Origin of the sequence: Paraburkholderia sp. BR14312 (assembly GCF_040948675.1) — a bacterium.
Classification (GTDB): Bacteria; Pseudomonadota; Gammaproteobacteria; order Burkholderiales; family Burkholderiaceae; genus Paraburkholderia; species Paraburkholderia nodosa_A.
The window spans coordinates 246,552-259,035 of sequence record NZ_JBFPKI010000004.1 but is presented as its reverse complement, the minus strand read 5'-3'; the positions used below and the strand labels follow the sequence as shown (position 1 = coordinate 259,035).

Annotated in this window: 11 protein-coding genes; 3 read left to right on the top strand and 8 right to left on the bottom strand. The window is 66.3% G+C overall.

Annotated elements, in window-relative coordinates:
* Window positions 1–37 precede the first annotated feature (37 nt).
* Window positions 38–958 carry a ferritin-like domain-containing protein gene (locus AB3X98_RS13260; protein ID WP_368605027.1) on the bottom strand — a complete coding sequence of 307 codons (921 nt, stop codon included), beginning with the start codon at window positions 956–958 and terminating at the stop codon, window positions 38–40.
* Between the two features lie 188 nt (window positions 959–1,146).
* Here AB3X98_RS13260 and AB3X98_RS13255 point away from each other — a divergent pair, with 188 nt between their 5' ends.
* The 3 genes from AB3X98_RS13255 to AB3X98_RS13245 all read left to right on the top strand — a co-directional run bounded on the left by AB3X98_RS13255 (window position 1,147) and on the right by AB3X98_RS13245 (window position 3,256).
* Window positions 1,147–1,671, top strand: a complete 525-nt coding sequence (locus tag AB3X98_RS13255; protein WP_069265541.1) for a gamma carbonic anhydrase family protein — start codon at window positions 1,147–1,149, stop codon at window positions 1,669–1,671.
* Window positions 1,672–1,737: 66 nt separating this feature from the next.
* On the top strand, window positions 1,738–2,700 hold the full coding sequence (hslO, locus tag AB3X98_RS13250; RefSeq protein ID WP_368605025.1) for an Hsp33 family molecular chaperone HslO: 963 nt from the start codon (window positions 1,738–1,740) through the stop codon (window positions 2,698–2,700).
* Window positions 2,701–2,896: 196 nt separating this feature from the next.
* A complete protein-coding gene (locus tag AB3X98_RS13245; protein ID WP_368605065.1) occupies window positions 2,897–3,256 on the top strand; it encodes a hypothetical protein in 360 nt (119 codons plus the stop codon).
* A gap of 96 nt (window positions 3,257–3,352) precedes the next feature.
* Here the strand turns inward: AB3X98_RS13245 and ftsB are convergent, their stop codons facing one another.
* From ftsB to AB3X98_RS13210, 7 genes are all read right to left on the bottom strand, one after another.
* Window positions 3,353–3,775 (bottom strand): cell division protein FtsB, encoded by a 423-nt coding sequence (gene ftsB, locus AB3X98_RS13240; protein WP_069265540.1) that lies wholly within the window; start codon window positions 3,773–3,775, stop codon window positions 3,353–3,355.
* A 101-nt stretch (window positions 3,776–3,876) separates the two neighbouring features.
* Window positions 3,877–5,160 (bottom strand): phosphopyruvate hydratase, encoded by a 1,284-nt coding sequence (gene eno, locus AB3X98_RS13235; RefSeq protein ID WP_368605024.1) that lies wholly within the window; start codon window positions 5,158–5,160, stop codon window positions 3,877–3,879.
* A 279-nt stretch (window positions 5,161–5,439) separates the two neighbouring features.
* Window positions 5,440–6,294 (bottom strand): 3-deoxy-8-phosphooctulonate synthase, encoded by an 855-nt coding sequence (kdsA, locus tag AB3X98_RS13230; protein ID WP_069265539.1) that lies wholly within the window; start codon window positions 6,292–6,294, stop codon window positions 5,440–5,442.
* On the bottom strand, window positions 6,291–7,952 hold the full coding sequence (locus tag AB3X98_RS13225) for a CTP synthase (protein WP_069265538.1): 1,662 nt from the start codon (window positions 7,950–7,952) through the stop codon (window positions 6,291–6,293). Before AB3X98_RS13225 ends, kdsA begins: the two co-directional genes overlap by 4 nt.
* 139 nt (window positions 7,953–8,091) lie before the next feature.
* Window positions 8,092–8,895, bottom strand: a complete 804-nt coding sequence (locus tag AB3X98_RS13220) for an alpha/beta fold hydrolase (RefSeq protein ID WP_069265537.1) — start codon at window positions 8,893–8,895, stop codon at window positions 8,092–8,094.
* Between the two features lie 71 nt (window positions 8,896–8,966).
* Entirely contained in the window at window positions 8,967–11,585 is a 2,619-nt protein-coding gene (locus AB3X98_RS13215; RefSeq protein WP_368610262.1) for a ComEC/Rec2 family competence protein, read from the bottom strand.
* Window positions 11,586–11,675: 90 nt separating this feature from the next.
* Complete coding sequence (locus AB3X98_RS13210; RefSeq protein ID WP_368605022.1) at window positions 11,676–12,464, bottom strand: TatD family hydrolase; 789 nt, start codon at window positions 12,462–12,464, stop codon at window positions 11,676–11,678.
* Window positions 12,465–12,484: the final 20 nt, after the last annotated feature.

Below are 12,484 nucleotides of genomic sequence, written 5' to 3'. Positions count from 1 at the left end.
TCGTTCGATTATATAGCCGCCGGGCGTTCGCGGTACGTCATTCGTTCGAGTGACGCCCCGCTGACTGCTTCGAGGCGGACTGTTCCGCGGCGTCCTGGGCCGCCAGCGTGTCCAGTTCGGCTTCGTCGAAACCCGCCGAGCGGCGCGCCTCGAAGTTGAACGGACCGCGCATGCGCGGCGCGTGGTACTGCTGCGCGAGCGCGAGCCATGCCGCGTGCGGGTCGAGCGCGCGTGCCTCGCAAAGGTGGCGGAACCAATGGTTGCCGATGCGTACGTGCCCCACTTCGTCGCGCAGGATGATGTCGAGGATCGCGGCCGATTCGTCGTCGCCAGCCTGCTTCAGGCGCGCGCGGATGGGCGGCGAGGCGTCGAGCCCGCGCGCCTCCAGCACACGCGGCACGAGCGCCATGCGCGCGAGCACGTCGGCGCTGGTGCGCTCGCACATCTCCCACAGGCCGTTGTGCGCGGGGAAGTCGCCGTATGCGTGGTCATAGTCGGCGAGCCGCGCACGCAGCAGCGAGAAGTGATACGCCTCTTCCGCCGCGACCCTGAGCCAGTCGGCGTAGAACGCGTCGGGCATGGCGGGGAAGCGCCAGACCGCGTCGAGCGCGAGATTGATCGCGTTGAATTCGATGTGGGCCAGCGCGTGCAGCAGCACGACGCGGCCCTGTGGCGTGCTCATGCTGCGGCGCTGCAGTTCGCGCGGTTCGACGAGCGGCGGCTCGGCCGGGCGGCCAGGCAAGCCGTCCGGCGTCGGGATGACGCGCTGCGGCTCCCACCGAGGCGCAGCGGCCTGCGCCTGACTCTGCGCGTGCAGCGCGCGCACCGCATCGGCCTTGGCGACCGGGACGCATTCGCGCAGCGCGGCGAGCGCGGCGAGGCGCCAGCAGTCGGGCTCGGCATCGGTTGGTCTTGAGAGATCAGCACTTGCGCTGACGGCGGAAAAAGCGGAATTCATCGGCAGAAGAAACAGGGACCGAAAAGCGGAAATACAAGGCTCGGGCGCGGGCGCCCGAAAAGCGCCCCGAGCGGACCGCGCACGCAACCGTTTACAATACGCGATTCACCTGCCTGGCGTCGTCCTCACCCGTTGCGCGTCGCCCGCAGACCGGCAGCAGCCCCGAAAGACATAGGAGACTCAACACCGTGGCCATCTACAAGCTTGGCGAAGCTGCACCGACCATTCACGAAAGCGTGTTCGTCGCGGACAACGCGACCGTCATCGGCAAGGTCGAACTGGCCGAAGACGCGAGCGTCTGGTTCGGCGCGACGCTGCGCGGCGACAACGAGCCGATCACCGTCGGCGCGCGCAGCAACGTTCAGGAAGGCGCGGTGCTCCACACGGACCCCGGCTACCCGCTCACGCTCGAAGCGAACGTGACCGTGGGCCATCAGGCCATGCTGCACGGCTGTACCGTGAAGGAAGGCGCACTGATCGGCATTCAGGCCGTGGTCTTGAATGGCGCGGTGATCGGCCGCAACTGTCTGGTTGGCGCGGGTGCGGTGGTCACCGAAGGCAAGGTGTTCCCGGACAACTCGCTGATTCTCGGCGCGCCGGCCAAAGTCGTGCGTGAGCTGACCGAGGCCGACATTGCCGGCCTCAAGCGCAACGCGGATGTCTACGCGCAGCGCCGCGAATATTTCAAGGCGCAGCTCGTGCGCATCGGCTGAGAGCGACAAGCTCTTGCCGTGTGCGGCGCGGGCCGCGCCGCCCCGATTGAAACGAAGGAAAAGATTGTGAACGACCAGTTGCAAAAATTCATGTTCAGCGCCGCGCCGGTACGCGGCGAGATCGTCTCGCTGAACAACACGTGGCAGGAAGTGCTCAAGCGCCGCGAGTATCCGACGCCCGTGCGCACCGTGCTCGGCGAGATGATGGCAGCGTGCGCGCTGCTCTCGGCGAATCTCAAGTTCGACGGCACGCTGATCATGCAGATCTTCGGCGACGGCCCCGTGAAGATGCTGGTCGTACAGTGCGGCTCGGATCTGACGATGCGCGCGACCGCGCGCCTCGGCGAAGACTTCACGGGCGAAAATGCCCTGCCGCTCGGCGAAGAACTCACGTTCGCCGACCTCGTGAATCCGGACGGCCAGGGCCGCTGCGTAATCACGCTCGACCCCGCGAAAAAGCAGCCGGGCCAGCAGCCCTACCAGGGCATCGTGCCGCTGAATGGCGAAGACGGCCCGCTCAAGTCGATTGCCGCCGTGCTCGAGCATTACATGCATCACTCGGAACAGCTCGACTCGCGCCTTTGGCTCGCCGCCAACGACGACCGTGCAGTCGGCATGCTGCTCCAGAAGCTGCCGGGCGACGGCGGGATCGTGCCGCACCAGGGCGAGCACGACCTCGATACGTGGGAGCGCGTCTGCACGCTCGGCGGCACGCTCACGCGCGACGAAATGCTCAAGGAAGACGGCGAGACATTGTTCCGCCGCCTCTTCTGGCAGGAGAACGTGCGTCACTTCGAGCCGCTGGCGCCGCGCTTCCAGTGTTCGTGCTCGCGCGAGAAAGTGGGCGCGATGCTCAAGATGCTGGGCCGCGAGGAAGTCGACGGCGTGATCGAGGAACGCGGTCATGTCGAGATTCATTGCGACTACTGCAATCAGCGCTATGAGTTCGACCCTGTGGATGTCGCGCAACTTTTTGCCGTGACTGGGCTCTCAGAAAGCGTGAGCCCCGCTGCGGAGCGTCGCCACTAAGGCAAACGGGTGCAAACTGCGGCGCAACGCGTGTTGCGTCGCCGCCCTGCGTAGCGGCACATAGACAGGCGCGGGGACCGGATCGAAATGCGGACCTGCCCTCATCTCAAGTTACTTAGGCGTCCGACAGATGGAGAGAAGCATGATCAAGAACAAACGCTTCGTACGTCCCATCGTATCTCCGTTACGCGAGTGCATGCCGCGCGTGAGCGCGTTGCTCGTACTCACGACGCTCGGCGCGGCCGTTGCGTCGACGAGCGGCTGCATGATGGACCCGCCGGGCCCGTCGCCGATCTACAGCCGGCTGCCGCCGGCGCAGTCGGGCATCCCGGCCGCCGCGCCCGTGCTCACGCCCGACGAGAAAGCGCGCTACGACGCGATCGACCGTCAGGCGCTCGCCGAACAGGACAACGCCATGGCCGCGGAAGCTGCCGCACAAGCCTGGTCGCGCGCGTATGCGCCGCCGGTCACCGTCTACGGCAGCTATTACAGCGGCGGTTGGGGGCACGGCTGGGGTACGGGGATTGGCTACGGCTATCCGGGCTGGGGCTGGTAATCGCGGGCTTCGCGACGTGAACGCTCAGAACGATAAAAGGCGCAGCTCAATGCCGCGCCTTTTGCTTGTCTTAACTGCTCATCGCAAGCGAACCGCTCAACCCGCCTTCTTCGCTTCCTTCCCATGCCCGTGCTTCTTCTCGGGCACACGCGAAACGGGGTTCGGCACCACCCTCACCGGCGCCGCCGACATCTCGCCGCGCGTCGAGGTGTTCGACGAACCGCTCGGCGTAACCGGCGGCGACTGGTTCGGCGAGACGAACTGCACGAACACCTCGCTGTCCTTCACCATGCCCATCTCATAGCGAGCACGCTCCTCGACGGCAGCCGTGCCGTTCTGCAGATCCTGCACTTCGCCCGCAATGCGTTCGTTGCGCAGTTTCTCGTCGTCGTTCTGCTTTTGCTGCTGCGCGAGTTGCTGCTGCAGTTCGTGGACACGCAGCCAACCACCATGGCCCCACCAGAGCGGATACTGGATCAGCACGAGCAGGATGATCAGAACGACAGTGACAAGCCGCATGAAAGGTGCCGGATAAATACACGCCGCCCTGCGCTATACGCAGGGCGGCGGAGAGAGATGACGAAGGGTGACAGCAAGGCTGCTGCCGGCGCTGGGTCCGCTTAGCGGAGGTTATAGAACGCCGACTTGCCCGGGTAGCTGGCGATATCACCGAGATCTTCCTCGATGCGCAGCAGCTGGTTGTACTTCGAGATGCGGTCGCTGCGCGAGAGCGAACCGGTCTTGATCTGACCCGCGTTCAGGCCCACGGCGATGTCGGCGATCGTCGAGTCTTCGGTTTCGCCCGAACGGTGCGAGATCACGGCCGTGTAGCCGGCGCGCTTGGCCATTTCGATTGCCGCGAAGGTTTCCGTCAGCGTGCCGATCTGGTTGATCTTGATGAGGATCGAGTTGGCGATGCCCTTCTCGATGCCTTCCTTCAGGATGCGCGTGTTGGTCACGAACAGGTCGTCGCCCACGAGTTGGACCTTCTTGCCGAGCTTGTCGGTCAGGAGCTTCCAGCCGGCCCAGTCGGACTCGTGCATGCCGTCTTCGATCGAGACGATCGGGAACTTGTCGGCGAGCGTCGCGAGGTAGTCGGCGAATTCGGCCGACGACAGTTGCAGGCCTTCGCCCGCGAGCTGGTACTTGCCGTCGTGGTAGAACTCGCTCGCTGCGCAGTCGAGCGCGAGCAGGACGTCTTCACCGGCGCGGTAGCCGGCCTTCTCGATGGCTTGCAGGATGGTCGAAAGGCACTCGTCGTTGCTGCCGAAGTTCGGTGCGAAGCCGCCTTCGTCGCCCACTGCCGTGCTCATGCCGCGATCCGAGAGGATCTTCTTGAGCGCGTGGAACACTCCCGCGCCGCAACGCAGCGCTTCGCGGAAGGTCGGCTGGCTCACCGGCACGATCATGAATTCCTGGATGTCGAGGCTGTTGTTCGCGTGCGCGCCGCCGTTGACGATGTTCATCATCGGGACCGGCAGTTGCATTGCGCCCGAGCCGCCGAAGTAGCGGTACAGCGGCAGGCCGGCTTCCTCAGCGGCGGCCTTCGCGACGGCCATCGACACGGCCAGCATGGCGTTCGCGCCGAGGCGCGACTTGTTGTCGGTGCCGTCGAGCTCGAGCAGGGTCTTGTCGAGGAAGGCTTGTTCCGACGCGTCGAGGCCCATGATCGCCTCGGAGATTTCGGTGTTGATGTGCTCGACGGCCTTCAGCACGCCCTTGCCGTTGTAGCGGCCGGCTTCGCCGTCGCGCAGTTCGATCGCTTCGCGCGAGCCCGTGGATGCGCCCGACGGCACTGCCGCGCGGCCCATCGTGCCCGATTCGAGGAGCACGTCGCATTCGACGGTGGGATTGCCGCGCGAATCCAGAATCTCGCGACCGATGATATCTACGATTGCACTCATGGTTTCCTCAGGAAATGACAGTAATTCTTGCGCGAGCTGCGCCGCCTGCTGCATCGCCCCGCGAGGCACAGTTTCTATGCTCGTTCGGGGGCACACCGTCACATGGGACAGGCTGCGCGCTCGCCAGGTTCAACTTGCCGCAGCGCAACGCCCACGTTCCCGTGACCGATGCGCTGCCACGCTGCCTTGTACATCGAGCGCGGTGCGGTGCGCCGCGCTGCTCCTCCATCGCGCCGCTCATGCAATCGAAGCGGCGCGCCGTACTACGTAATTTCCAGCTCAGCTGAAGTCGTTCTCGAGGAACGGCGTGCGCTTGACCGCCTGGTCGAGCGTCACGAGGGTTTCGAGCAGGTCGGCCATGCGGTTCAGCGGCACGGCGTTCGGGCCGTCGGACTTCGCCTGCGCGGGGTTCGGGTGCGTCTCCATGAAGAGACCCGCCACGCCCGTGGCCACGGCCGCGCGAGCGAGCACCGGCACGAATTCGCGCTGCCCACCCGAGCTCGTGCCCTGCCCGCCCGGCAGCTGCACCGAGTGGGTCACGTCCATCACGACCGGCGCACCCGTCTCGCGCATGATAGCGAGCGAGCGCATGTCCGAGACGAGGTTGTTGTAACCGAACGAAACACCGCGTTCGCAGGCGAAGAAGCGGTCTTCGGAAAGACCCGCCTCACGCGCGGCTTCGCGAGCCTTGTCGATCACGTTCTTCATGTCGTGCGGCGCGAGGAACTGGCCTTTCTTGATGTTCACAGGCTTGCCCGAGCGCGCACACGCGTGGATGAAGTCGGTCTGGCGGCACAGGAACGCGGGCGTTTGCAGCACGTCCACGACCGAAGCCACGGGTCCGATCTCTTCTTCGGTGTGCACATCGGTCAGCACCGGCAAGCCGAGCTGACGCTTCACTTCGGAAAGGATGCGCAGGCCCTCGTCCATCCCGAGGCCGCGAAACGACTTGCCGCTCGAACGATTGGCCTTGTCGTAAGACGACTTGTAGATGAACGGAATGCCGAGCTTCGACGTGATTTCCTTCAGGCGCCCAGCCGTGTCGATCGTCATCTGTTCGGACTCGACGACACAGGTGCCTGCGATCAGGAAGAACGGCTTGTCGAGGCCTACCTCGAAACCGCACAGATTCATGCTTTCTCCTCGGCGCGCGCCTCGTGGTGCGCGACTGCCGCTTCGACATACGCCTTGAAGAGCGGATGGCCGTCACGCGGCGTGGACGTGAATTCCGGGTGGAACTGGACGCCGACGAACCACGGGTGCATGTCGCGCGGCAGTTCCATCATTTCCGGCAGGTCTTCAGTCGGCGTACGGGCGCTGATGATAAGGCCGCCGGCTTCGAGCTTGGGCACGTAGCCGTTATTGACTTCATAACGGTGACGGTGACGCTCGTTCACGTCCTTGCCGTAGATTTCTGCCGCGAGCGTGCCGGGCTTGATCGGGCAACGCTGCGAACCGAGGCGCATCGTGCCGCCGAGGTCCGAGTCTTCGGTGCGCTTCTCGACCTTGCCTTCGCGGTCGGCCCATTCGGTGATGAGCGCGACGACGCGGTCGGGCGTGTCCGGATCGAATTCCGTGCTGTTCGCGTGCTTCAGGCCCACCACGTCGCGCGCGAATTCGATGACGGCGAGCTGCATGCCGAGGCAGATGCCGAGGTACGGCACCTTCGCTTCGCGGGCGTACTGGATGGCCTTGATCTTGCCTTCGGTGCCGCGACGGCCGAAGCCGCCCGGCACGAGGATCGCGTCGAGATGCTTGAGGCTCTCGACACCTTCTTCGTCGATCTGCTCGGAGTCGATGTACTCGATGTTCACCTTCGCCGAGGTCTTGATCGACGCGTGGCGCAGCGCTTCGATGAGCGACTTGTACGACTCGGTCAGGTCGACGTACTTGCCGACCATGCCGATCGTGACTTCGTGCTTCGGATGCTCGAGCTTTTCGACCATTTCCGCCCAGATCGACAGATCGGCGGGCTTGGCGGAGAGCTTCAGTTCGTCGCAGACGATCGAGTCGAGGCCCTGGTCGTGCAGCATCTGCGGGATCTTGTAGATGCTGTCGGCGTCCCACACCGAGATCACGGCGTCTTCGGGTACGTTCGAGAACATCGAGATCTTCGAGCGCTCGTCGTCCGGAATGCGGCGGTCGGCGCGGCACAGCAGCACGTTCGGATAGATACCGATTTCGCGCAGCTTCTGCACGCTGTGCTGCGTGGGCTTGGTCTTGAGCTCACCCGCCGTGGCGATGAACGGCACCAGCGTGAGGTGCACGAAGCACGCGCTATTGCGGCCAAGGCGCAGGCTCATCTGGCGCGCGGCCTCGAGGAACGGCAGCGACTCGATGTCGCCCACCGTGCCGCCCACTTCGACGATCGCGACATCCGGCTCGCCGCACGTCGCCGATGCGGCGCCGCGTTCGATGAATGCCTGGATTTCGTTCGTGATGTGCGGAATGACCTGCACGGTCTTGCCCAGATAGTCGCCGCGGCGTTCCTTGCGGATCACCGATTCGTAGATCTGGCCCGTGGTGAAGTTGTTGGCCTTGCGCATCTTCGTGGTAATGAAGCGCTCATAGTGGCCAAGGTCGAGGTCGGTTTCCGCTCCGTCTTCCGTCACGAACACTTCGCCGTGCTGAAACGGGCTCATCGTGCCGGGGTCGACGTTGATGTAGGGATCGAGCTTGAGGAGGGTGACTTTCAGACCGCGCGATTCGAGGATCGCGGCGAGGGAGGCGGCGGCAATACCCTTGCCAAGGGAGGAAACTACGCCGCCGGTGACGAAAACATATTTGGTCATCGCTGGATGCTCGCGGGAAAAACGGATTATACCTGAAAGCAAGGGCTAACCCTGAATTTTGAGCGAGCGGAAACGATGCGCGACACGTAGCCCCACGCTCTACCCTGCCCTGCGAGCAACCGCGCTGAAAACCGGCCGCTCAGGCTCCGTTTTCCATGGCGTAAAGCATGCGCTGTACCGCGCGCGCGGTCTCGATCGGACGCTCCATCGGATACAGATGACTGCCCTCGATCCACTCGAAGCGCTCGCCGGCGATGCGCCGTGTTGCCGCAAGCCCGACCTGGCGCACTTCACGCGACTGCGTGCCCGCGACGAAGCTCACCGGCACGGGCGAGCCGTGCACGAGCCTCGGGCCTAAGGTGTGAGGCAGCGTGCGGTAAATCATGTACTCGGTCTGGCGGTCGAAGGCGAGCGTGCGACCGCCGTCGACCGAGGTCTGAGGAATGCCGAAGTCGACATAGTCGGAAAGCACGCGCTCGTCCCAGCGCGCGAATGCCGCCTTCGAATGGAAATGCCGCCAGGCCTCGTCGCGGCTCGCCCAGTTCGTGCGGCGCGTGCGCGTGGCGACGGCAGGCGACAGGCGCTCGTCGAGCCCGGTCCACTGCGAGACCCGCAACATGCTGCTGCGCCAGCCCGCGATCACCGGCGAATCGAGCATCACGACGCCCTTGACCCATTGCGGCTTTTTCAGCGCGGCCATCAGCGAGAGATAGCCGCCGAGCGAATGGCCGACGAGCCACACGGGCTCCTCGTAGGTGCGGCCGATGTCGTCGAGCAGTTGCTCGACGAGATGCGGCCAGTCGCGGGTGACGGGAAAGCGCGCGTCGTGCCCGATGCGCTCGATGTAGCGCAACTCGTAGTTGTCGCCCAGTTCGGCGAAGAACGTGCGGTACGTCGAGGCCGGAAAGCCGTTCGCGTGCGAGAAATGGATGACGTTTTTCAAAGGCGGCGTGTCTCTCTATTTTGTTGATCTCTCTCGTCATTCGCGCTTTCGTTCACCCTGCTATCGGCGCGTCAGTCCTGCGTCGGCGGGTCCATCCAGTAGCGCCGCTGCGTGTCGCGAAAGCGCTCGACGGCAAGTGCGCCGGGCCGCGCCTCGACGCGCGCGGCGCCGTCCGCGTCGCTGCGCGCGAGCACGATGTCGCGGGCCGCGTAGCGCGCGTAGACGCCCGGATGTGGGTGATGAAAGCGGTTCAGATAGCCTACCTGAAATATCGCGACGAGCGGCCAGACAGAATCGAGGAACGGTTCAGTCGACGAGGAGCGGCTGCCGTGATGCGGCACGACCAGCACCTGGGCGCGCAGCCGCTCGGGGTCGCGCGCGACCAGCGTGTGCTCGACGCCCGCTTCGATGTCGGCGGCGATCAGCGCGGAGACCCGACCGTCTTGTGCCTCGGGCGCAACGCTTGCCGCCGTCGTCACCCGCAGGACGCAGCAATGCGCATTGGGTTTGCCCGCGAGCGGCCCGGGGTCGGGCCAGAGCACCTCGAAGTCGACGCCGTCCCACCGCCAGCGCTGGCCGGCGGCGCACCGCACGGTCTGCGCGCCCCTTGTGCGTGCGCTCGCCCACAGCGGATGCGCGGGCAGGATGCCCGCCACAAATGCCTCGACGTCGACACCGTCGAACACGGCTTGCGCGCCGCCCGAATGATCGGAGTCGTCGTGGCTGATCATCAGCGCATCGAGGCGCCCTATGCCATGCGCCTGCAGATACGGCACGACGATGCGCTCGCCTGCCTGCGTCGACTCGGGGCCCGGGCCCGCGTCGAACAGCAGGCGATGCCGGGCCGTCTCGACCAGCACCGAGGTGCCTTGGCCGATGTCGAGCGCCGTGAGCCGGAAAGCGCCCGGCGGCGGCCCCGTGGGCGCAGGCACCAGTAACGGCAGCCATGTGAACGGCGCGATCCAGCGCATTGGCCAACCGCGTGGCGCAAGCCACCAGACGACGCCCACTGCAGCGCACGCGAGCGGCCACGCTCCGGGTTGCGGCAGCCGCAAAACCGCCCACGGCAGGCCCTCCAGCGCGCTCAGCGCCACAACCAGCCAGTCGAGGCAGATATGCGCCGCGCGCAGCGCGAGGGCGTCGACCGGCGCGGGCATCGCGGCGCTCGCGATCACGAGCGGCGCGACGAGCATGCTCACCCAGGGAATCGCAAAGGCATTGGCCAGTGGGCCGATGAGCGGTATTTGCGCGAACCAGTACGCAGTGAGGGGCGCGAGCGCCAGGGTCACGGCCCACTGCACGCGGGCGCTATCGCCAAGGCGTGACGCAAGACGTCGCATCGCCCCACGCCAGTCATCAGGCGGAAGCGCCATGGCGGCAAGACGTCGAACCGCGCCTTCGCGCGCAGCAGGCCCTGCGAATGGATCGGTTCGGTCATGCAGCGGATCGGCGGCGTCCGCGGCAGCATTCTGCGGCGCGTCCCTGTGCAAGCGCGGCACGCCACTCGCCGCGAAGAGGATCGCCCCGACCGCGCAAAACGAAAGCCAGAATCCGGCTGCGGTCACCGCCCACGGATCGCGCAACAGCACGAGCCCGAGCGCCCACGCCAACACATGCGAGCGCGCGAGCTCGCGCCCGGCGAACAGCGCGAGCGCGACGACCACCAGCATCCAGAGCGCGCGCTGCACCGGCACATTGAAGCCGGCGAGCGCCGCATAGACGCCCGCCGCGAGCAACGCGCCCGCAACGGCCACCTTTTGCGCCGGCACGATGAGTGGCGCATCGACGCCGCGCCAGCGCGCGCGCCGCCACAGTGCGCCCGCGACCCACCCGGCGAGCCCCGCGACGAACGCGAGATGCAGCCCGGAGATCGCCACCAGGTGGCTCGTGCCCGTATTGCGCATGAGACGCCTGTCCGCGTCGCTGATCGCGTCCTGTGCGCCGGTGGCGAGCGCGATGACGATGCCGCGATGCGGCGCGTCGCCGAGCACTGCGTCGATGCGCGCACGCAGCGCGGCGCGCGCCCGCTCGATGCCCACGCCTACGCCGGTGGCGTCGACGGGCAGACGCACCGCATGCCCGGGATCGCTCACGTACCCGGTGGCGCGCACGCCGCGCGCGAGCAGCGCGGCCTGCGTGTCGCGCAGGCGGAAGTTGCCGTTGCCGTGCGGGCGTTTGAGCCGCACGGCAAGGCGCCAGCGTGCGCCGGGCACGAGCGGCGGCAGCGGCGCCTCGCGCGCCACCCACGATAGTTGAATCAAATGCGGCAGCGCCGTGGCAGCCTTGTGCGTTTCCCAGGATTCGACACGAAAGAGGAAGCTTGCGCCGTTCGCTCCGTAGGAAGGCAAGCTGGAGATATAGCCGCTGATGGCGATGTTGCGCGCCTGCCAGGCAGCGGGAAGCGCCTCAGCAAGCCGTGTTTCTGCACGCCACGCCGCATAGCCAAAGCCCGCGCATGCGGCCGCAAACCACACCGCCGCCCAGCCGCTGGCCATGCGCCAGCGTCGCCCGCAAGACAAGCCGACATGAGATTCATCCACCGGTGCCGCGCCGCGCAACGCCCATGCCGCCCACGTGGCCCCGAGCACGGTTGCCAGAACCAGCGCGACCCACGCCCCCCACCCCGGCAACGCCGCCTGTCGCTGCAAGACAATCACGCCCAGCGCAAACCCGCACCACATCGCCCGCATCCCGCCTCCTCGCAACGAGGGGGCTGAATGCACAAACCGTGTCAGTCGCGCCGCGCAAAATGCGCGCTGTGCACGCCACCCTGGAAACGATTATGCAGACGAAAGCGCGAGCCGCGGCAGCGCAGCCGCCGCGTTAGCCGTCGTGCCAAGTGCGAGTTCGTCGGGACTCAAGCCCCGCAAGCCTGCGAGCACGGCGCCGATGCGAGGCACCTGGTCAGGCGTGTTGCGCGCGCGGTAAAGCCAGGCGGGCGAGATGTCCGGCGCATCGGTTTCCATGACGATGGCCTCGAGCGGCAACTGCTGCGCGAGCCTGCGGATCTGCAGCGCGCGCTCGAACGTCACATTGCCGCCGAAGCCCAGATGCATCCCTTGATCGATGAACGCACGCGCCTGCTGGAAGCTGCCGTTGAACGCATGCGCGATGCCGCTTTTCACGCCGTTGCGGCGCAGCCCCTTGAGCACCTGGTCCTGCGACTTGCGCACATGGCAGATCGCCGGCAAGCCGAACTCACGCGCAAGGCGCAACTGGGCATCGTAGAAGTGCTGTTGCCGGGCGTCGTCGAGGCCCGGCACGAAGTAATCGAGCCCGATCTCGCCGATGCCGACGAAGCGCGGATCATCGAGACTCGCCTCGATCTCGCGGCGCAGCACTTCAAGGTCTTCGTCACGCGCCTGCGGCGTATAGAGCGGATGAATGCCGAGCGCGTAGACGGCGCCCTCGGTGCGGTGCGCGAGCGCGCGCACCACGTCGAAGTTCTCGCGCGCCACCGCCGGGATCACGATGCGCGACACACCCGCCGCGCGCGCCGCCGACGCGACCGCGTCGCGGTCCGCGTCGAACTCGGCGGCATCGAGATGGCAGTGCGTGTCGATCCACATGGCGCTCGCTCGCGGGAAGG